At 30.6% G+C, this 21,894-nt stretch carries 22 protein-coding genes; 11 read left to right on the top strand and 11 right to left on the bottom strand.

Features of this window, described 5'->3' with window-relative positions; all coding sequences use genetic code 11:
• The first annotated feature begins 26 nt into the window (after positions 1-26).
• The 6 genes from RSE15_RS02715 (at position 27) to RSE15_RS02740 (ending at position 5,371) form a co-directional block, all read left to right on the top strand.
• Positions 27-1,490 (top strand): DUF5687 family protein, encoded by a 1,464-nt coding sequence (locus RSE15_RS02715; RefSeq protein WP_324069454.1) that lies wholly within the window; start codon positions 27-29, stop codon positions 1,488-1,490.
• 20 nt (positions 1,491-1,510) lie between these two features.
• Complete coding sequence (locus RSE15_RS02720; protein ID WP_324069455.1) at positions 1,511-2,206, top strand: ABC transporter ATP-binding protein; 696 nt, start codon at positions 1,511-1,513, stop codon at positions 2,204-2,206.
• Positions 2,207-2,416: 210 nt separating this feature from the next.
• Entirely contained in the window at positions 2,417-2,950 is a 534-nt protein-coding gene (locus RSE15_RS02725; RefSeq protein WP_324069456.1) for an RNA polymerase sigma factor, read from the top strand.
• A gap of 2 nt (positions 2,951-2,952) precedes the next feature.
• Positions 2,953-3,846, top strand: coding sequence for a hypothetical protein (locus RSE15_RS02730; RefSeq protein ID WP_324069457.1), 894 nt, complete (start codon positions 2,953-2,955; stop codon positions 3,844-3,846).
• A 42-nt stretch (positions 3,847-3,888) separates the two neighbouring features.
• Positions 3,889-5,040 carry a carboxypeptidase-like regulatory domain-containing protein gene (locus RSE15_RS02735; protein ID WP_324069458.1) on the top strand — a complete coding sequence of 384 codons (1,152 nt, stop codon included), beginning with the start codon at positions 3,889-3,891 and terminating at the stop codon, positions 5,038-5,040.
• Positions 5,030-5,371, top strand: coding sequence for an FEKKY domain-containing protein (locus RSE15_RS02740; RefSeq protein WP_324069459.1), 342 nt, complete (start codon positions 5,030-5,032; stop codon positions 5,369-5,371). The genes RSE15_RS02735 and RSE15_RS02740 overlap by 11 nt, the downstream gene beginning before the upstream one ends.
• 34 nt (positions 5,372-5,405) lie before the next feature.
• Here RSE15_RS02740 and RSE15_RS02745 read toward each other — a convergent pair whose 3' ends face one another.
• Entirely contained in the window at positions 5,406-7,040 is a 1,635-nt protein-coding gene (locus RSE15_RS02745; RefSeq protein ID WP_324069460.1) for an ABC-F family ATP-binding cassette domain-containing protein, read from the bottom strand.
• Positions 7,041-7,215: 175 nt separating this feature from the next.
• Here RSE15_RS02745 and RSE15_RS02750 point away from each other — a divergent pair, with 175 nt between their 5' ends.
• Positions 7,216-9,339, top strand: a complete 2,124-nt coding sequence (locus tag RSE15_RS02750) for a M3 family metallopeptidase (RefSeq protein WP_324069461.1) — start codon at positions 7,216-7,218, stop codon at positions 9,337-9,339.
• Between the two features lie 58 nt (positions 9,340-9,397).
• Here RSE15_RS02750 and RSE15_RS02755 read toward each other — a convergent pair whose 3' ends face one another.
• The 10 genes from RSE15_RS02755 to RSE15_RS02800 form a co-directional block, all read right to left on the bottom strand.
• The gene (locus RSE15_RS02755; protein WP_324069462.1) at positions 9,398-9,616 is read right to left on the bottom strand and encodes a DUF2007 domain-containing protein; all 219 of its coding nucleotides are present in this window, start codon (positions 9,614-9,616) and stop codon (positions 9,398-9,400) included.
• A 14-nt stretch (positions 9,617-9,630) separates the two neighbouring features.
• On the bottom strand, positions 9,631-10,245 hold the full coding sequence (locus tag RSE15_RS02760; RefSeq protein WP_324069463.1) for a DEAD/DEAH box helicase: 615 nt from the start codon (positions 10,243-10,245) through the stop codon (positions 9,631-9,633).
• A gap of 87 nt (positions 10,246-10,332) precedes the next feature.
• Complete coding sequence (locus tag RSE15_RS02765) at positions 10,333-11,496, bottom strand: sigma-54-dependent transcriptional regulator (protein WP_324069464.1); 1,164 nt, start codon at positions 11,494-11,496, stop codon at positions 10,333-10,335.
• 23 nt (positions 11,497-11,519) lie between these two features.
• Entirely contained in the window at positions 11,520-11,921 is a 402-nt protein-coding gene (locus RSE15_RS02770) for a hypothetical protein (RefSeq protein WP_324069465.1), read from the bottom strand.
• 43 nt (positions 11,922-11,964) lie between these two features.
• Positions 11,965-13,272, bottom strand: a complete 1,308-nt coding sequence (locus RSE15_RS02775) for an ABC transporter permease (RefSeq protein WP_324069466.1) — start codon at positions 13,270-13,272, stop codon at positions 11,965-11,967.
• A 2-nt stretch (positions 13,273-13,274) separates the two neighbouring features.
• Positions 13,275-14,195 carry an ABC transporter ATP-binding protein gene (locus RSE15_RS02780; RefSeq protein WP_324069467.1) on the bottom strand — a complete coding sequence of 307 codons (921 nt, stop codon included), beginning with the start codon at positions 14,193-14,195 and terminating at the stop codon, positions 13,275-13,277.
• A 158-nt stretch (positions 14,196-14,353) separates the two neighbouring features.
• Complete coding sequence (gene dnaJ, locus RSE15_RS02785; RefSeq protein WP_324069468.1) at positions 14,354-15,472, bottom strand: molecular chaperone DnaJ; 1,119 nt, start codon at positions 15,470-15,472, stop codon at positions 14,354-14,356.
• A gap of 56 nt (positions 15,473-15,528) precedes the next feature.
• Positions 15,529-16,092: a nucleotide exchange factor GrpE gene (locus tag RSE15_RS02790; protein ID WP_324069469.1), complete on the bottom strand. Its 564-nt coding sequence runs from the start codon at positions 16,090-16,092 to the stop codon at positions 15,529-15,531.
• 84 nt (positions 16,093-16,176) lie between these two features.
• On the bottom strand, positions 16,177-17,082 hold the full coding sequence (locus tag RSE15_RS02795; RefSeq protein WP_324069470.1) for a TIGR01777 family oxidoreductase: 906 nt from the start codon (positions 17,080-17,082) through the stop codon (positions 16,177-16,179).
• Between the two features lie 122 nt (positions 17,083-17,204).
• Positions 17,205-17,660 (bottom strand): DUF4442 domain-containing protein, encoded by a 456-nt coding sequence (locus RSE15_RS02800; RefSeq protein WP_324069471.1) that lies wholly within the window; start codon positions 17,658-17,660, stop codon positions 17,205-17,207.
• 232 nt (positions 17,661-17,892) lie between these two features.
• Here RSE15_RS02800 and RSE15_RS02805 point away from each other — a divergent pair, with 232 nt between their 5' ends.
• From RSE15_RS02805 to RSE15_RS02820, 4 genes are all read left to right on the top strand, one after another.
• The gene (locus RSE15_RS02805; protein ID WP_153200888.1) at positions 17,893-18,222 is read left to right on the top strand and encodes a PadR family transcriptional regulator; all 330 of its coding nucleotides are present in this window, start codon (positions 17,893-17,895) and stop codon (positions 18,220-18,222) included.
• 5 nt (positions 18,223-18,227) lie between these two features.
• Complete coding sequence (locus RSE15_RS02810; protein ID WP_324069472.1) at positions 18,228-20,006, top strand: PspC domain-containing protein; 1,779 nt, start codon at positions 18,228-18,230, stop codon at positions 20,004-20,006.
• Positions 20,007-20,023: 17 nt separating this feature from the next.
• The gene (locus tag RSE15_RS02815; RefSeq protein WP_324069473.1) at positions 20,024-20,749 is read left to right on the top strand and encodes a head GIN domain-containing protein; all 726 of its coding nucleotides are present in this window, start codon (positions 20,024-20,026) and stop codon (positions 20,747-20,749) included.
• Positions 20,750-21,055: 306 nt separating this feature from the next.
• The gene (locus RSE15_RS02820) at positions 21,056-21,892 is read left to right on the top strand and encodes a GIN domain-containing protein (RefSeq protein ID WP_324069474.1); all 837 of its coding nucleotides are present in this window, start codon (positions 21,056-21,058) and stop codon (positions 21,890-21,892) included.
• Positions 21,893-21,894: the final 2 nt, after the last annotated feature.

Below are 21,894 nucleotides of genomic sequence, written 5' to 3' on the forward strand. Positions count from 1 at the left end.
AATACATATAAGAAACCTATAAAATTATGATTAAACATTTTCTTACGCTCGAATGGAGATCTTTTGTTCGGTCTGCATCGTTTAAAACCAATTTGGCTTTTAAAATTTTCATGGGGTTTTTATTCTTGTCTTTTGCTGGAATGTATGTTTTGATGAGCTATGTAGTCTTTTACGGATTTAAAAAAGCCGGCTTAGAACCGTTAGAAACGGTAAATAAATTTATTATTTACTATCTTTTTGCGGATATGATGATGCGTTATTTTTTTCAAAAAATACCCACATTAACTATTCGTCCTCTATTGGTTTTACCTATAAAAAGAGGCACTATTGTTCATTTCTCATTAGGAAAAACGGCTCTAAACTATTTTAATACGACTTATGCTTTCTTTTTTATTCCATTCAGTATTATTTTACTAATAAATGGATATAGTATATTGGGCGTTACGACCTGGCATTTAGGATTTTTGACCATAATTTTATTTATCAATTTCTTAAACATTTTAATCAACAACAAAGATGTACTTTTTGGCATCTTTGTCACAATTGTTGTCGGTTTAATAGCTTCTCAGTATTATCAATTATTTGATATTACTATATACACCCAACCTTTCTTTCAAGGCTTGTATGAGCATGCCTGGATGGTTTTACTTCCAATTTTAGCTTTAGTAATCATCTATTATTTCACCTTTAACTTCTTCAAAAAAGATTTAACGTTAGACGAAAGATTGCATATAAAAAAGAATTTAGCTACAACAAACGACTTAACTTGGTTGAATCAATTTGGAACTTTAGGAACATTTTTAAAAAACGACATCAAGCTATTAATGCGAAATAAACGAGCAAAAACAACTTTATACATGAGTTTATTTTTCTTGTTTTATGGTTTTATATTTTTTCCACAAGAAATTTATAAAAACTCGGTAATGCAAGCCTTTGCAGCGGTATTTGTAACGGGTGGTTTCCTAATTAACTTTGGACAATTTGTTCCAAGTTGGGACAGTTCATATTATCAGCTTATGATGACACAAAGTATTTCCTATAAAGAATATTTGAATTCAAAATGGTGGCTAATGGTTATTGGAACTGCAATTAGTATGCTTTTGGCTTCCTTTTATCTTTACTTTGGCTGGGATATCTACATTACAATATTAGCAACAGGTATTTACAATATTGGATTTAACTCATTTTTAGTGTTATTAACTGGTGCTTACACAAGAACCGCAATTGACTTAGAATCGGCAAAAGGAGCTTTTGCCGATAAAAAAGCATTCAACGTAAAAACCTTATTGTTTTCGTTACCTCAAATGGTCATTCCAATTTTACTTTTTGGAGTGGGACTTTTGGTAGACAATATTTACATTGGAATAGCATTAATTGCCGTTTTTGGGCTTCTTGGCTTGCTTTTCAAATCGAGACTTTTTTTGCTTATTGAAAGAATTTATAAGAAAGAAAAATACGTGACAATCGTAGCATACAAACAAAAAAATTAATTTAATTATACTAAATTATCATGATACAAGTAAACAATCTTACCAAAAAATATAATAACACGACTGTTTTAAATATTCAAGAACTAGAAATTCCAAAAGGACAAAGTTTTGGTCTTGTGGGAAATAATGGCGCTGGAAAAACAACATTTTTTAGCTTGTTATTAGATTTAATTGAACCATCAACTGGTGGAATTATCAATCATACTATTCAAGTAAATACCAATGAAAATTGGAAAAAATTCACTGGTGCTTTCTTAGACGAAAGTTTTTTAATTGGCTATTTAACTGCCGAAGAATATTTTTATTTTATTGGTGAATTACGTGGACAAAACAAAGCAGATGTTGATGCTTTACTAAAAAAATATGAAGAATTCTTTAACAATGAAATTCTAAATACTAAAAAATACTTACGTGATTTATCCAAAGGAAACATGAAGAAAGTGGGTATTATTGCAACATTAATTGGAAATCCAGAAGTAGTTATTTTAGATGAACCGTTTGCTAATTTAGATCCCACAACTGTAAACCGATTGAAGAAAATTGTTAAAGAATTAGCCGAAAACCCAGAAATTACGGTTTTAATCTCTAGTCACGATTTAATTCACACTGTTGAAGTTTGTAATCGAATTGTAGCTTTAAACAAAGGTGAAGTGGTTAAAGACATTATCACTTCGGAAGAAACTTTAAAAGAATTAGAAGCGTTTTTCGCAGTGTAACACTATATTATTTCATACTTTTATAATCGTAAGTTTAACTACTTGCGATTTTTTTTTGAAAATAATTTAAAGTCGTCCCAACCTTTTACCAACTTTTCTGCTCTATATAAATAACAAGATCAATGACAAGAACAAGTTCAAAAGTAAAACAATTTGATTTTTGAAATTGAAATTGAAATTGAAATTGATTTTTGAAAAAAAAAAACATTTATGGATGTAAAACACATACAAGGCTGCCGAAAACAACACCGCGAAGCGCAAAGAATGGTGTATGAAATTATGGCGCCCAAACTCTATCGTTTGTGCAAACGCTATTTAAAAAAGGAGGAAGAAATAGAAGAAGTATTAGCCGATGCCTTTTTTACTCTATTTACAAAAATCGATCAATTGAAAGAAGATTTGGCTTTTGAAGCTTGGGCACGAAAAATAACTGTGAACAATTGTTTATTGCAAATTAAAAAGAACATCAACTTTAATTTGTATTTGGAAGATGTAAGCTATAATTCGCAACCTCTTGCCGATGAAGTTACCGATTTAGAAGAAGAAGATTTACTCAATTTACTAACGCGAATTCCCGATGGATGTCAAACGATTTTTAATTTGTTTGTGATTGAAGGGTACTCACACAAAGAAATTGCAGAACAACTTGGTATTAGTGAAGGAACATCGAAATCGCAATTGAATGCCGCTAAGAGTAAATTAAAAGAATTGGTAAGAACTTTTTATTATCAAAAAGCAAAATAGTCATGGGAACAGAAGAAAAATTATATAAAAAAATACAACAAGCTGCCGAAAACGCCGAGCAGAAAGACTTTCCTTGTATGGAGAAGATTTGGGCACGCGTAGAAGATAAGCTAGAAACACAAACGCTAAAAAAGGAAAAACATTTGTGGAAAAAATTAGCGGTAGCTGCATCGATAGTTTTAGTTGGAACACTTACTTTTTTCTTACTACAAGAAAAAGAAAATGTAGTAATTCCTGAAAATACTATTACTACGGTTGACACCACAAAAAATAGTATTCCAACGCCAGCATCGGCGAATGGTTTAGTAAATACATCTCCAGAAATTAAAAAAGAGGCTGAGCAGATTTTGCAACAACAAATTGTGATTCAGAATAATATTGTGATTAATGATACGATAAATTACAAATCGAAAAAAGAAGTTACACTTTCTGCACCTATTGCTATGGAAGAAGTTCAAGAAACTGCAAAAACGAGTTTGGTTCCAAATCAAAATTATAATATATCTAATTCAGCTTCAATAAATAATGTAGGTTATTTAGCAAAGGGAAAGCGTTACGATGTTTCGATGAATTTGGCAGCAACTAATCAGGATAAAGATAAAAAAGTTTCTAATGATGATTTACTACTTATCAATGGTGAATTGAGTAAAGAATCGCTTTCCAACCTAAATCCAGATGAGATTGAGTCTATCGTTGAACTAAAAGAACCTATTTATTTTATTAACGGAGTGGAATATTCAGAAGAATCGCTATTTGGAGAAAATCCTACCAGTCCGTATGCCCCATTAAACAAACAAAAAATTGACAAAATTGAAGTCATCCAACCTGTAGATGCTGTAAAAATATACGGTAAAAAAGGAGAAAAAGGGGTGGTGATTATTTTGATTAAGAAGTAAATGTTCAATGTCAATATCAAATTTAAAAATCAAAACATAATAATGAAAACTTTAAAACTCACACTAACAATTGTTATACTATTTTTAGTAAATATTACTTTTAGTCAAGATAAAAATGTAAAAATTGTTTCCAAAAAAAACGATCCATTAATTGTTGTAAACGATTCCATCTTAAAATATGAAGTTATAGAATTCTTAAATGCAAACGATATTGAATCGGTAATGGTTTGGAAAGATGCAAAGGCTATTTCTTTATATGGTGATAAAGGTAAATTTGGAGTTATTGCCATTACAACTAAAAATTTATCTAAGAGGAAACTACGAAAAATGTATAAAGAATATAGTTTAGAAAATGTTCAAAAAAATGAAACCGAAATTTTTAAAATTTCTGGAATAGTCTATGATTATGGAAAACTTGCAATTCCCGGGGCATATATAAAAAATCTGAATTCAAACGCAATTGCTCAAACCGATTTTGATGGAAAATTTTCGATTGAAGTTAAAATAAATGATGTTTTAGAAATATCTTTTATTCAATTCGAATCTCAAAAAGTTAAAATTAAAAATAAAGAAAATCTTGTTATTAATCTCAAAGTAGAACATCAAATTATGGTTGAAAAACCTGTAATTTATCTTTATCCGAAAGAAAAAACAACAATTGACATAAAACTAAATTTAAAAGGAAAGCTACTAACTACTTTTCCAAAATACGATAAAAATTGGGAAGTAATTGCAGAACCAAACGGACAAATTTACGATAAAAAAACAAATCGTTATTACAACTCTTTATTTTGGGATGGAACAATTGACTTCCCAAAAGAACATTACGAATATAATGATGGCTTTGTAGTTCCAAAAGATAAGTTAGCCGAATTTTTAATTGAAAAGTTAGAATATGTTGGTCTAAACAATCAAGAAACAAACGAATTTATACAATATTGGTTGCCAATTTTAGAACGAAACAAATATAATTTTATTCATTTTTTAGTAAATGAAAAATGCAATGAGATAGCTGATTTAAAAATCAATCCAAAACCAGAAACATCTATTAGAATTTATATGGAATTTTATGGTTTAGAAAATTTTATAAATTACAACGAACAACAACTTCCAAAAACAGAACGTAAAGGTTTTACTCTTATAGAATGGGGTGGTGCAGATGTTTCGTCAAAAATTAAAAACAATGAACTTTAAACTAACCTTAATAGCTCTTATATTCTGCTTAACATTTCAAGCTCAAGAAAAAAAACAAAACGACACCATCAAAATCGAAATTAATTCGAATACAAAAACGATTTATCTTTTAGGCGGAATTGCATCGGTGATTTCCAAAGAAGATTTGGCTTTTGCTAAAAAGTATAATGTCCAATTTCATGATTTTGGTTGTGTTGCTCCTACCAATTTTAAAGAATATGAAACTAAAAATGTTATGGTTTTTGAATACTTAAATAAAACATTTGGTAAATTATGGCAAAAAGAAATCAAACCAAGTGTTTTAGGATTTGAAAAGTGGAAGAAGAAATAAGCCATAAAAAAAGCTCCAAATGGAGCTTTTTAAATTACTTTTCTATCTCTTTTAAAGAATCCATTTTCTTATGTGCTAAGAATCCTTTGATGTCTTCGAAATGTTCTTTTACACGTTTGTGTCCAAATTCAAATACTTTTTCGGCTAAACCATCTAAGAAATCACGGTCGTGCGACACTAAGATTAATGTTCCGTCAAAATCGCGTAAAGCATCTTTAATAATGTCTTTTGTTTTCATGTCTAAATGATTCGATGGCTCATCCAAAATCAATAGATTTACAGGCTCTAACAACAATTTAATCATTGCTAAACGTGTTTTTTCACCACCTGAAAGCACTTTGACTTTCTTTTGAATATCATCTCCTTGGAACATAAATGCGCCCAAAATATTTTTTATTTGAGTTCGAACATCGCCAACTGCAATTCTGTCAATGGTTTCAAAAATTGTTGCATTTTCATCTAACATTGCAGCTTGATTTTGAGCAAAATAACCAATTTGACAGTTATGGCCAATTTCTACAGAACCGCTATTAATTTCAATTTCTTTCATGATAGCTTTAATCATGGTCGATTTTCCTTCACCATTTTTACCCACGAAAGCAACTTTTTGTCCGCGTTCAATAACTAAATTAGCATCTTTAAAAATTAATTTATCACCGTATGATTTTTCTAAATCTTTAACAATTACAGGATATTGACCCGAACGAACTGAAGGAGGAAACTTCAACTTCAAAGCCGAATTATCAATTTCGTCCACTTCAATTGGAACAATCTTTTCTAACATTCGCACACGCGATTGCACTTGTTCTGTTTTTGAAAAAGTACCTCTAAATCGCTCAATAAAAGCTTGGTTATCCGCAATGAATTTCTGTTGCTCATCATACGCTTTTTGTTGGTGAATTCTTCGGTCTTTTCGTAATTCTAAATATTCAGAATACACTGCTTTGTAATCGTAAATACGTCCCATTGTAACTTCTATGGTACGATTGGTAATATTATCAACAAAGGTTTTATCGTGGGAAATAACCATTACTGCTTTCGCTTGGTTAATCAAAAATTCTTCTAACCACTGAATACTATCCATGTCTAAGTGATTCGTTGGCTCATCTAAAAGAATTAAATCAGGTTTAGTCAATAGAATTTTTGCTAACTCAATTCGCATTCTCCAACCTCCAGAAAATTCTTTTGTTGGGCGATTAAAATCTTCTCTTTCAAACCCTAAGCCTTTTAAAATTTTTTCAACTTCAGCTTCATAGTTCACTTCTTCAATAGAATAATATTTTTCAGACAATTCCGAAACTTTTTCAATCAATTTCATGTACTCATCACTTTCATAATCAGTACGAATAGTCAATTGTTCATTGATTTCGTCGATTTCTTTTTTCATATTCAACACCGAAGCAAATGCTTTTGATGTTTCCTCCATAACCGTACAATTATCTTCTGTCAACAAATGTTGCGGCAAATAAGCAATTACAGCATCACTTGGCGCCGAAATAACCCCACGAGTAGGTTTATTTGCTCCAGCAACAATTTTTAATAGTGTAGATTTCCCTGCACCATTTTTACCCATTAAGGCAATTTTATCATTTTCATTAATGGCAAATGTTACTTCACTAAAAAGTGTGGTTCCTCCAAATTCTACTGCAATGTCGTTAACTGTAATCATAATGTAAGTTTAAAAGTTTAAGGTTTAAAAGGTTAAAAGTGATTCCTTAAATTTTTGAAGGTGCAAAGATAGATTTTAAATTAGATTTAAGAAAGCAACTGCGTCATTTCATAAAATATAGTTATCTTTTGCTATTATACTATTATTCCATTATTTTTACGTTTTAAAATTCAATATGATGAAAATCAAAACCATACTTTTATTCTCAGCATTAACTAGTGCTGTTTCTATGCAATCACAAGAAAAAAAACAAACAACTATGAATCCGTTTTTTGAAACGTACACAACACCATATGAGGTTCCTCCATTTGACTTAATTAAAAATGAGCATTTTAAACCTGCTATTTTAGAAGGCATCAGAAAACAAGAAGCAGAAATTAATGCAATTGTTTCCAACACTGATAAACCTACTTTTGAAAATACAATTTTAGCTATGGAAAATTCAGGAAAACTTCTTGCGAAAGTAAGTACCGTTTTCTATAATTTAAACAGTGCAAATACGAATGAAGAAATTCAGGCTATTGCAAAGGAGTTAGCGCCAAAATTATCTGCTCATAATGATAACATTAACTTAAATGAAGTTTTATTTAAAAAAATTAAGATTGTTTGGAGTAACCAAGCTAATTTAAATTTAAACAAGCAGCAAACCAAAATATTAGAAAATCTATACAAGAATTTTGTTCGAAGTGGTGCTAATTTATCCGAAGAAAACAAAAAAAGATTGAGAGAAATCAATTCTGAAATGGCGGTTGCTACATTGAAATATGGTCAGAATATCTTAGCGGAAACTAATTCTTATGAATTGGTGATTTCAAATAAAAATGATTTAGCAGGTTTACCGAATGAACTAATTGAAACTGCGGCTTCTGATGCAAAAGCTAAAGATAAAGCTGGAAAATGGATGTTTACTTTATCAAATTCTAGTGTGATGCCTTTTTTACAATACAGTTCTAATAGAAAATTACGTAAGGAAATTTGGAACGCGTACCAAATGAGAGCAAATCACAACAATGATAAAGACAATAAAGAACTTGCTATTAAAATTGCAAATTTAAGAGGTGAAAAAGCACGTTTATTAGGATATGCTACACATGCTGATTATGTTTTAGAAAAATCAATGGCAAAAAATCCAGAAACTGCAACAAAATTATTGAATGATTTATGGGTTCCTGCATTGAATATGGCAAATAAAGAAGCTACTGACATTAAAATAATGATGCAGAAAGACGGAATCAAAGATGAAGTTCAACCTTATGATTGGAGATATTATTCAGAAAAAATCAGAAAAGAACGATTTGATTTAGACGAGCAAGAAATGAAGCCTTATTTCAGTTTAGAAAAAACAAGAGAAGGTGTTTTTACGGTTTGTGGAAAATTATATGGATTGCAATTTAAACCTTTAAATAACGTTCCAAAATACCATGAAGATGTAACCGTTTGGGAAGTTACCGAAGCTGATGGAAAACATGTTGGAATTTTATATATGGATTTTCACCCAAGAACATCAAAACGTGGCGGTGCTTGGATGACTTCGTACCGTACTCAAAAAATGGAAAACGGAAAACGAATTGCTCCCGTTGTTTCAATCGTGTGTAATTTTACAAAACCAACAGAAAATGCACCAGCCTTGTTAACTTTTGATGAAGTAAGTACATTCTTCCATGAATTTGGACACGCTTTACACGGATTATTGTCGAATGTAACTTATGAAAGTTTAGCAGGAACTAGTGTTCCGAGAGATTTTGTTGAATTACCATCTCAAATTATGGAAAATTGGGCAGCTGAACCGGAAGTAATGCGAATCTATGCCAAACATTATAAAACAGGACAAGTAATTCCAGATGCATTAATTGAAAAAATGCAAAAAGCAGGTACTTTTGATCAAGGTTTTGCAACTACTGAATATTTGGCAGCTTCTATTTTAGATATGCAATACCACACACAAAAAGCAGCAATTACAGTTGATGCTGAAACGTTTGAAAAAGAAGCAATGACTAAAATTAATTTACCAAATACTATTATTCCTAGATATAGAAGTACTTATTTTAATCATATTTTTGCAGGTGGCTATTCAGCTGGATATTACAGTTATATTTGGTCAGGCGTATTGGACACCGATGCATTTGAAGTATTTAAAATTAATGGTCTTTTTAATTCCGATTATGCTAAATCATTTAGAAAAAATGTCTTGGAAAAAGGAGGAACTGAAGATCCAATGGAATTATACAAAAGCTTTAGAGGTGCCGAACCTAGTGTAGCGCCACTACTACGAAAAAGAGGTTTAGACCAAGTGAAATAAAACTAAAAAGCTCCTGAAAATTCAGGAGCTTCTTTTTTATAGTGTGTTGAAGAGTCGTTTATAGACTCATTCGAAATTCTTCTAAAACTGGACTAATTTTACCATAATAACGCTCGTCTACAAATAATTCAACTGCTAAATCTGAAGAACCAAATCCGGCCATTCGAGCCGATTGTAAGTTATCTTTTTTAACAACCTCAACTCCTACTGCCTCAATTTTTTGTTTCAAGGCATCGGCAAGAATTTCACTTCCCGAAAATACTTTCATTATTCCCATATTGTTCTTTTTACCTAATCTTCTGATTCGAAGAAAAGTGGTTCAATCATTATTCTATCCGCTAAAATTTCGACTCTTTCTGTAATTTGAGAACAAAAAAACAAACGTTGTGTTTTTTCGGCACTCATAGAAAGTCTTTGTATAATAGAATCTTCACGCTTGCGTAACATTTCTTCTACATCATCTACCACAAACATTTTAATTGTATTCATGTTAAATCCAGCTGAAGAAAACATTTCATTGATACGAATAGGTGTTCCAATTAAAACATCCATTCCTAACGAAATTTGATTCTTATCGTAATCCATATCGCCTTTTTCATGTACTCCAAAAACACGTAAATTGGTATAATGATTTAGTTTTTTGAATTGCTCAACAGCTTCCAAAACTTTTTCTTTGTCCTGTACCAAAACTAAAGCACGAGTACTTTCTCCTACTGGTTTTTCCATTCTTTGAATTACATTCAATAAAATAGTTGTTGTTTTTCCTGAACCACTAAGTGACTGAATAACAGCATCCACCCCACTTTTAATGGTTGAAAATGTTTCTTGTTGTAACTCATTCGCTTCAATAAAGTCATTTTCAATTAACGCTTTCTGAAGGTTGGGATTTATTTTTTTTAATTGCATTGATTTAGTTTCGGGTTTCGGGTTAAAAGTTTCATGTTTTGACTAATAAATAATTATTTCAAAACTTTAAACTCGAAACATTAAATATTATTTACTCGCAAATAGTTGCACGTCTTGTTCTGAAATTTCGGCTCCACCTAAAATAATTAGGCGCTCTACTACATTTCGTAACTCACGAATGTTTCCTGTCCAATCGTATTCTTGTAATAGTTTAATAGCTGTTTTGGAAAATGATTTTTGTGTATTCCCTTGTTCTGATGCGATTTTAGATGCAAAATGCGCTATCAACTCTGGAATATCTTCTCTTCTGTCATTTAAAGCGGGAACTTTGATTAAAATTACAGCTAATCTATGATATAAATCTTCTCTGAATCTTCCTTCTTGGATTTCCTTTTTTAAATCCTTATTCGTTGCTGCAACAACTCGTACATTAACTTTAATATCTTTATCTGCACCAACTCGTTGAATTAAATTTTCTTGTAAAGCGCGTAAAACTTTGGCTTGAGCAGATAAACTCATGTCGCCAATTTCGTCTAAAAAAATGGTTCCGCCATCTGCAGCTTCAAACTTTCCTGCTCTATCTTTAACCGCTGAAGTAAAAGCACCTTTTACATGACCAAATAATTCACTTTCAATTAATTCAGAAGGAATTGCCGCACAGTTTACCTCGATTATTGGAGCATTGCAACGCTCGCTTCTTTCGTGTAATTGATGGGCTACTAACTCTTTTCCAGTTCCGTTTGGACCCGTGATTAAAACTCGGGCATCAGTTGGAGCGACTTTATCAATCATTGTTTTGATATGATTAATTGCTTCGCTATTACCTATCATTTCATAGTTTTTAGAGACTTTCTTTTTCAAGATTTTGTTCTCTACAACTAATTGTTTTTTATCTAAGGCATTTCGAACCGTATTCAATAAACGATTCAAATCGGGCGGTTTTGAAATGTAATCAAAAGCACCTAGACGCATAGTGTTTATTGCAGTTTCCAAATCGCCATGACCTGATATCATTACCATTGGAATTTCAGGTTTTATTTTTTTTACGGCTTCTAATACCTCAACACCATCCATTTTTGGCATTTTGATATCACAAAGAATTAAGTCATAATCCTCATTTTTAACTTTTTCGATTCCTTGAAAACCATCTTCTGCTTCTTCAACTTTATACGAATCATTTTCTTCGGAAAGTATTTTAGTTAATACTCTTCGAATTGCTGCTTCGTCTTCTATGATAAGGATTTTGCTCATTTTTTATTTAATCTATACACTAATTAATTTTTAAAAAAAGCCATTACAATTAAAATGAAAAAGCAAAACAAACCAATAGTTTGGTAACTTGTCGATAATTTGTATTCACTTAAAAAATTACTTGAAAAATTATTCTCTTTCATAATTTCGATTTTATTTTTAGAATCAAAAAAATCAAATAAACTCCAAAATAAAAAAAATACCAAGAAAAAATATCTTGCTAATTCTCCAAAAAATCTAAATAGGAAAATAAGTATAATAATATTCACTATTCCTATTAAAATAACAAATTTTGTTCTACTCAAAAAAAGTTGTTGCTTACATTCTTTTTCTATGCTATCCAAACTTTTATACTTCACATTTGAAAATATTGTAAAAACAATACCTACTAAAAACAAAAGATAAAATAAAATTTTAAAAAACATAGAAAAACTTTTAAACTCCTAAACTACAAACTCTTAACCTCTTTTAATATTTCAACCATTTATATAATTCTTTCCAAGTTGGTTTTTTTCCATACATTAAAATACCTACTCGGTAGATTTTTGCCGCAAACCAGACTACAAAGATAAACGTTCCGTACAATAAAACTATAGAAAGTGCTAATTGCCATAATGGCACACCAAAAGGAATACGCATTAGCATGACAATTGGCGAGGTTAATGGAATAATAGAAAAAACTGTAGCTATTGTTCCATGCGGGTCGTTAATAACAGTAAAAAATCCGATATAAACGCCTAAAATTAATGGCATAATAATCGGTAATAAAAATTGTTGCGAATCGGTTTCAGAATCTACTGCGGCACCAATTGCGGCATAAAATGAGCTGTATAAAAAATAACCTCCAATAAAATAAATAATGAATGAAATAATTAATGTAGCCAATGGCAAGTTTGCAATTTCATTCAAATACATTTGAATTTTAGCCATTTTATCAATATTTCCTGCTGCTTCGACCATTTCCGGAGACATTGTTGATGAAGCTCCCATTTGCAATCCTAAAAATGTGGAGGCAATAAAGAACAATAAGGCTCCTACAATTGCCCAAATTAAAAATTGTAAGATTCCGGCCAATGAGTTTCCTATAATCTTCCCCATCATTAATTGATAAGGTTTTACAGAAGAAATGATAATTTCTATAATTCTTGAGGTTTTTTCTTCAATAACACTTCGCATTACAAAATTGCCGTAAATAACAATGAACATCATAATTAAATACCCAAACAAACCTCCAATGATGACTTTAATTTCATTTAAACCTTTTAAACTTTCTTCTCCCGAAAATTTGGAAAGTTTTAAGGAAGAATCGGCTTTAGCTTTATCAATTTTATCTGCATCAAAACCCAAAACCTTTAAATTTTCTTGTGTAATTACAGAATCTATAACTTCTTCTACATCCGAAATAAAGTCTAAACTTGGACTATCTTCTGAAATATATTCTACTTTTTCTTTTAAATCTTGAACAGTAGTTACTTTTGGAATATAAAGTAATCCTTCATAGCTTTTATTTGCAGTATCTTTTGCTGTTTTGAATGATAATGCAGACAAATCTGTATAATTAGTATACTTGTCGTTTTTAAATTCATTTTTAAGTAAACCAGCTTCGTCATGAATAGCTATTTGAGTTACCGAATCTTTATTCATAGTAGATAAATACCCCACTAGAACAGACATTCCAACAAATAAAAGCGGACTTAAAAAAGTCATTACGATGAACGATTTATTACGCACTTTGGCAATAAATTCTCTCTTGATAATTAAGGATAATATGTTCATGATTATTGGCTTACGGTTTGAATGAAAATATCGTTTACACTTGGAATTTTTTCAACAAAGTGAGTAACTTGCCCAAATTGTGTCAAAATAGAAAGTAATTCGTTTGAATTGTACTGACCTAAATGTACTTCTAATTTTAAATCATCGTTTAATGATTTAAAATTGGTTTGATTCAACGTAAATTTATGTGTTAATTGCAACATTAAACCTTCAATATTGTTTGTAATAATACCTACTTGGAACGTATTAGTTCTGTGTTGGCGTTTTACATCTTCTAACTTCCCTTCGATTAATTTATTGGATTTATGAATTAAAGCAATGTAATCGCACATTTCTTCAACCGATTCCATTCTGTGTGTAGAAAAAATTACCGATGTTCCTTTTTTATTCAATTCGATGATTTCATCTTTAATTAAATTTGCATTAACTGGATCGAAACCCGAAAATGGTTCGTCTAAAATCAATAATTTGGGATTGTGCAAAACGGTAACTACAAACTGAATTTTTTGCGCCATTCCTTTAGAAAGTTCTTGGATTTTTTTGTCCCACCAACCTTGAATTTCTAATTTCTCAAACCAATATTTAAGTTGCTTTTTAGCTTCTGCTTCTGGCATTCCTTTTAATTGTGCCAAATACAAACATTGTTCGCCAACTTTCATGGTTTTGTATAAACCACGTTCTTCGGGCATATAGCCAATATATTGAACATGCTGTGGTTTAAGTTTTTCACCATCTAACAATACTATTCCACTATCTGGCATCGTAATTTGATTAATTATACGAATAAGAGATGTTTTTCCAGCACCATTTGGACCTAAAAGTCCGTATATACTTCCTTTAGGAACTTGCAACGAAACGTTGTTTAAAGCGGTATAATCGCCATATTGTTTCACTACGTTTTGTACTTCGAGAATATTGCTCATAAATTGAGTTGATTTTATTTACTTATTAGTAGCAAAAAAATGCTTTTGTTACAAAAAAAACCCACCCTTCATTGCTAAAGGATGGGAAAAATTGCTATGAAAAAGAAAAACTCACTCTCCTAAGAAAGTGAGTTTCAAAAGTATTAAATTATATTTAATTATGAAAACATATCTTTAACTTTTTCAAAAAAAGATTTATCTGATTTCTCAGGTCTTGGAATGAAGTTTTCATCGGAAAGCATTTTTTCGAAAAATTGTTTTTGCTCTTTGTTTAATGTCTTTGGCGTCCATACGTTCACATGAACTAACAAATCGCCATTTCCATAAGCATTAATACTTGGTACACCTTTACCTTTCAAACGTAAAATTTTACCCGATTGAATTCCTTCTTCTAATTTGATACGTACTTTTCCTGAAACGGTATCAATTTCTTTAGAAACTCCTAATGCTGCTTCTGCAAAGCTGATGTATAAATCATAATGCAAATTTTCACCTTCACGCTTTAAGAATTCATGTTCAATTTCTTCAATAGCAACAATTAAATCCCCCGGAATACTATTGCTTCCTGGGGCTTCATTCCCTTTGTTAGCTACTTTTAACTGCATTCCGTCTACAACTCCTGCAGGAATTTTGATTGAAACCGTATCATCTTCCAATAACATTCCTTGCGCATCGGCTCCAACAGGTTTTTGATCTAAAATTTGACCAGAACCACTACATGTATGACACGTAGTAGCAGTTTGCATTCTACCTAATATTGTGTTCGCAATTTTCATAATTTGTCCTGAACCATTACAAGTTGGACACGTTCTATAGGTTACCCCTTTAGCTTGAACTTTACGTTTAACTTTTACTTTCTTTTCAACACCATTTGCAATTTCTTCCAAAGTCAATTTTACTTTGATACGAAGATTGCTTCCTTTTACTCTGCGTTGACCACCGCCACCGCCAAAACCAGAAAATCCTCCACCACCAAAGGCGCCTCCGAAAATATCGCCAAATTGACTGAAAATATCATCCATGTTCATGTGTTGACCACCGCCAAATCCACCACCATCAAAAGCTTGGTGACCATATTGATCATATTTTGCTTTTTTGTTAGCGTCACTTAATACTTCATAAGCTTCGGCAGCTTCTTTGAACTTTTCTTCCGCTTCTTTATTCCCTGGATTTTTGTCAGGATGAAATTCGATTGCTTTCTTACGATATGCTTTCTTAATCTCTTCTGCTGTAGCATTTTTTGAAATGCCTAATATTTCGTAAAAATCTTTTTTCATTTTAAAATATTATAATAATGATTAAAACGCGATGAATCGCGTTTCTACGGTAAAAATTATTGTCCGATTACAACCTTTGGGAAACGAATAATTTTGTCTCCTAATTTGTAACCTTTTTCAATAACATCTACAATTTTACCTTTTAATTTATCGTTTGGCGCTGGAATTTGGGTAATTGCTTCTGCAAAATCAGCATTAAAAGCATCTCCCGCTCTTACTTCAACTTCTTCCAAACCTTTAGCAACTAATGTACTTCTTAATTTATCATGAATCAATTGTACTCCAGTTACCAAAGCCTCATCATCTGACTTAGACACTTGTGCCCAAGCTCTGTCAAAATCATCTAATACAGGTAACATTGCTTGCAAAACTTCTTGGTTAGCAGTCTTGAATAAGTCAATACGTTCTTTAGTAGTTCTTCGTTTATAATTTTCAAATTCAGCAAAAAGACGTAAAAATTTGTCTTTTTCATTGCTTAATTCTTCTTGTAATTGCTCTTCTACAGATAAATCAGGTGTAGGAATTCCTTGAGTTTCTGAAACATTTTCTTCATTAATGTTCTCCTTTTCGATGTTTTCAGTACTTTCTTGACTCATATTTTTAAACATTTTTTTAAACATTTTTACTTTAGTAAATGGGATTGCAAATGTATTGCCAAATGTTTAAAAATGTCAAATTGTCAGGAAAAAAGATGAAGATATACTTTATTTCAACAAATCATTCAAAGCTTTGTCTAAAGAAGCAAATTTAAATTGAAAGTTTTCATCCAATAATTTTCTACAACTTACATGCTGACTTGAAAATAAAATTTGATGCATTTCTCCAAGAATAAGCTGCATTACGAATCTTGGGATATTGGGAAGAAAAAATGGTTTATTAAGCGTTTTAGCAATTGATTTAGTAAGTTCTGTATTAGTTACAGGATAAGGTGAAACACCATTATAAATTCCTGGAAGTTTGTTTTCGATGACATGATAAAAAATAGCAACTAAATCTTGAATGTGAATCCATGATTGATATTGTTCTCCAGAACCAAATGCTGCTCCTACTCCATATTGAATTGGCTTAACCATTTCTTGCAAAGCACCACCATTTTTAGCCAACACAATTCCGATTCTGATTTTAGAAACGATGAGTTGTAATTTTTCAAATTGGTTGACTTCATTTTCCCATAATTTCACCACATTTCCAAGAAAAGAAACATCAATATCCAAATCAGATTCATGATAAATATTGGTTAAACTATCAGGATAAATTCCGATTGCGGAAGCAGACACGATTTGTTTTACTTGATTTGGTGTATTTTGAAGGGTTTGAAATAATAATTTAGTTGAAAGTACACGACTATCGATAATTTCATCTTTATATGATTTTGTCCATTTTTTAGCTACACTTGCACCCGCTAAATGAACAACAACCTCAACATCAGCTAATGAATCGGTATCAATTTCTGCTGTTTTTGGATTCCAATAAAAACCTTTATAATTAGAATTCGTAACTAATTTATTATTTGACGTAGATAAATAATGAACAGTGTGTCCGTTTTGCAAAAGCAAGCTTACCAACTCCTGCCCTACTAATCCTGTTGCACCTGTAATTAAAATGGTCATCTTTTTCCTTTTTCTCAAAGTTACAATCAAAAAAAGAACAATGAAAGTAAATTAACGTATGTTTAGGAATAGTTGAGCGTTTCGAATAAATTAGTTTCGGATGTGATAATTAAAAGTAATTTTTAAGCTCTAACTTTAATAGTCCATTCAAACTGCATTTCTGAAACTTGTTCGCCATTTTCGTTTTTACCTGTAGAGGTTAGCCAAATGGTTTGTCCTTCATTAGAAGTTATTGCTTTTTCAATAGTTTCTTTAATTGCTGTTCCTTGATTGCAAGTAAAAGTAATTCTTCCAGTAGCTTTTTTAGTAAAAACACTTTTGTTTTGAGCCACTAACATTGAAATATTCTTTTTGCTTTCTTTAATTTGATACATAACCAAAGCACCGGTTGTAAATTCTGCTGCCATTGCTTGTACAGCAAAATACATAGAGTTAAACGGATTTTGATTGAACCAACGGTGTTTAACCGTTACTTCACAAACTTCTGGCGAAATTGATTTCACACGCAGGCCACTCCAAAAAGCAGATGGCAGTTTAAAAAAGGTAAAAAGATTCAGTTTTGCAGGTGTAAACTCCATGATTCATTGATTTATTTTGTAAAAATACAAAAAATACTATGCATTCCTACTATTTTTTTAATTGTTAAATATATGTTAAATATTAGTACTATGCGTTACATAATACCTTCTTTTAGACTTATCTTTGTATAAGAAATTAATAGGTATACTAGTTTCAATCATCAAATCAATCAACTGCGTAAGCAAAACAATCAAAAAATGAACAGTTTAATTAAAAAAAACAAAAGGAATTATGAACATTGAGAACACTAAAGCGCAAATGCGAAAAGGTGTTTTAGAGTTTTGTATCTTATCTGTATTAAAAGAAAAAGACGCTTATACCTCTGAAATACTAGACACGCTAAAAAACGCAAAACTACTTGTGGTAGAAGGCACCGTTTATCCTTTATTAACAAGATTAAAAAACGATAACTTATTAAATTATCGTTGGGAAGAATCAACATCGGGTCCGCCAAGAAAATATTATGGATTAACCGATGAAGGGAAAGAATTTTTACAAGAATTAAATGGCACCTGGAAAGAATTAGCTGATGCCGTAAATATAATAACTAGTCAAAACTAAGAGTCATGAACAAAACAATAAGTATAAATTTAGGAGGTTTTTTCTTCCATATTGATGAAGATGCCTATCAGAAGTTATCGCGTTATTTTGATGCGGTGAAGCGCTCTCTTGCTCCAGATGGTAGAGATGAAATCATGAAAGACATTGAAAGTCGCATTGCAGAATTATTTCAAGAGCGATTAAAAAATGACAAACAAGTTGTAGGATTAACTGAAATTGAAGAAGTTATTTCTATTATGGGACAACCTGAAGATTATAAGATTGATGATGACAAAACAACTTATCAATCAAATTCGGGTGCTTCAACAAACTTTTATTACCCTTCAAAAAGATTGTATCGAGATAAAGAAAACGGTATGCTTGGTGGTGTAATGGCTGGTTTAGGACATTATCTAGGAATTGACACTTTATGGTTACGTATTTTTATGGTTATTTTATTTTTTGGATTTGGTACGGGTCTATTCGTCTACATCGTATTGTGGATTTTAGTTCCCGAAGCAATATCTACAACTCAGAAATTAGAAATGAAAGGTGAACCCATTACCATTTCTAATATTGAGAAAAAAGTAAAAGAAGGATTTGATGATATTACATCTAAAATAAATAGTATTGATACCGAAAAAATTGCCCATACCGCTAAATCAGGAGCTTCTAGAATTGGTTCTTCAATTGAAGAAGTTATTACAACAATTTTCAAAGTATTTGCAAAAATAATAGGTTCATTCATCTTATTTTTCTCAGCAATAGCATTGCTAGGCATTATTATAACAAGCATTATCATGATATTTTCATCAACAATGCCTGAGAACTATATTTTGAATCACATTCAAACTCCTATTGGGTTAGAAACACCACTTTGGGCACAAGGAATACTATTTTTATTAGGATTTGGAATTCCATTATTTTTCTTATTTATTTTAGGATTAAAATTAATGGTTAATACTATTAGATCAATTGGAAACTATGTAAAATATAGCTTACTAGCAGTTTGGATTATTACAGTAGGAATATTAATAACACTAGGAATTAATGAAGCCTCTCAACTAGCATTTGAAGGTAAATCAGTTCAAAAAGAATTAATTGCAATTGCACCAACAGATACTTTGAAAATAAAATTTAAGAATAATGATTTTTATTCAAAAAGTATTTACAGAAATCATGAATACAAGATAACACAAGATGAAGGTGATAATGAAATCATTTACTCAAACAACGTAAGTATTGAGGTTAAATATACCGATGAAACTACACCTTACATTTTAATAGAAAAGTTAGCTAATGGTAAATCAACTTCACAAGCGAAAAAAAGAGCTGAAAAAATCAAATACGACTATAAAATCGAAGAAAACAACATAACCTTTAATAATTACTTACTAACAGGTGTAGACAATAAATTTAGAGGCCAAGAAGTAGAAATTTACCTTTATTTACCAAAAGGAACAATCTTTCAAATAGACGATAGTTTTAGTAACTTTGACAGAAGTGATTATGAGTTTTTTGATGAAAATGAATTTGACACTAAAAACCCAGTTTTTAAAGTAAATCAAGATAAGGTAAATTGTTTGAATTGTTCTTCAGAAGAAATAGACGATAGTTTAAGTGTAAAAATAGAAACTGGTGATACCGCTGCTTCAATCTATTATGATGAAAACGGAGTACTTGTGAAAAAAGTAGTAAATACAGAGAAAACAGGTGTTGTCACAAAAAAAGAAGAATATATTATAGCAGCTGATGAAGTTGAGAAAAAGGTTTACAAAGAAATTAAAGAACAAAAAAATAGATAAAATCTAAATCAAATAATATGAAAACGACTTTTAAATTAATTGCGCTACTAATTACATTAAGTTTAGCTTCTTGTAATGCCAATTTAAACTTAGGAAATGGCATAGATGGTAGTGGAAATGTAGTATCCGAAAAAAGGACTATTGATACACCATTTACAAAAATTGACGCTAGTACAGGTGTTGAAGTAATTGTTGAACAAGGAAATCCAACGGAAGTAATTGTTGAAGTTGATGACAACTTGATGGAACATATCATTACAAGAGTAGAAAACGGTACTTTAATTGTAAAAATTGAAGGCAATATTAATTCTATGGAAAGTGCTATTGTTCATGTCAAAACAACTACAATTAACGGATTAGAATCGTCTAGCGGAGCGAGTATTCGTTCAAAAAGCACTTTAAAAGGAACTAACTTAACGGTTAAAACAAGCAGCGGGAGTTCAATTAATACTGATTTAGAATATGAAAAAGTAGAAAGTGAATCTTCAAGCGGAAGCGAAATAACACTGTCGGGTAAAGCATTAATTGTAAAAACAAATTCATCAAGTGGAAGCACCATTAATGCGCAAGAATTAGCAGCGAATGAAATTACAGCTGAGTCTACAAGTGGTAGTAATACAACTGTAAATCCAATAGTTCTTTTAAATGCAAAAGCATCTAGTGGAAGTTCTATTGAATACGTAAAAAATCCAAAAAAGGTGGTAAAAGAAGAATCTTCTGGCGGAAGCGTTTCTAAAAACTAACGTATTTAACAAATAATTAATATATAATTAACAGCTTTAATTTAAGCATTTTATAAATTTACAGTACTAAAATTAGTCCTAAATCTCATTCTCATGATTAAGTTAATAATTCAAGTCGTAGAATTTGTTTTTACCCTTATGGTATATTTAATAGATTCAATCATATAAATATAAAAAGCATCAGTTTATAACTGGTGCTTTTATGTTATTGTGCATTTTCAAGTAGAAAATTTTATGTCATCTTCCTAAAATAATAATTTTGGAATAAATTTTGTGTATGTTTGTGATATTAAAAATTTCGAAAAAATGACAAAAAAAATATCGTTTCTGCTTACACTTTTACTGTTTACATCGCTTGTAATTGCTCAGAAAAAAGAGAAAATAAAGGGTTCTAAAATTGTAACTGTTTCTGTTAAAGAAATTCCAACTTTTGAAAACATAGAAATAAATGACAATTTTGAAGTTTTTTTAGTAAAAGCAGATAAAACTTCTTTTGAAATTGAAGCCGATGACAATTTACATGATATCATTAATTATGAAGTTATAGGTGGTACTTTAAAAGTATCGGCATTAAGAGAAGTAACTGGTAAAAAAAAATTTGCTATTAGAATTAATTATACTTCTGATTTAAAATTAATTACAGCTAAAAATGAAAGCACTATTCATTCGTTAGCAGATTTAGAATTAGATAATATCACTATTAAAAATTATGATAATTCAAGATCTTTTTTAAATGTGAAAGCCAATTATTTTGCATTAATTTTAAACGATAAATCTGAAGCAGAAATTAATGTTAAAGCAGATAACACCTCAATTGAATTAAGTAAAAATGCTGATTTAAAAGCGCTAGTTACTGGTAAAGAATTGAAACTTGACATGTACCAAAAAAGTCAAGCTACCATTGAAGGAAACGTGAATGATGCTAAAATTAGATTAGATAATTACATTATACTAACCGCAAAAAAACTAATTATTGCTAATTTAGAATTAACTACAGAGGGTTATTCAAAATGTTATGTTAATGTAACTAACGAACTTATTTTAATGGCTTCTGGAAAAAGTGAAATTGAATTACTTGGAGAATCAAAAATTGAAATAACCAAATTTGCAAATAATGCAACTTTGTATAAGAAAGAAAAATAAAA

The organism is Flavobacterium sp. (assembly GCF_035195345.1).
GTDB lineage: Bacteria > Bacteroidota > Bacteroidia > Flavobacteriales > Flavobacteriaceae > Flavobacterium.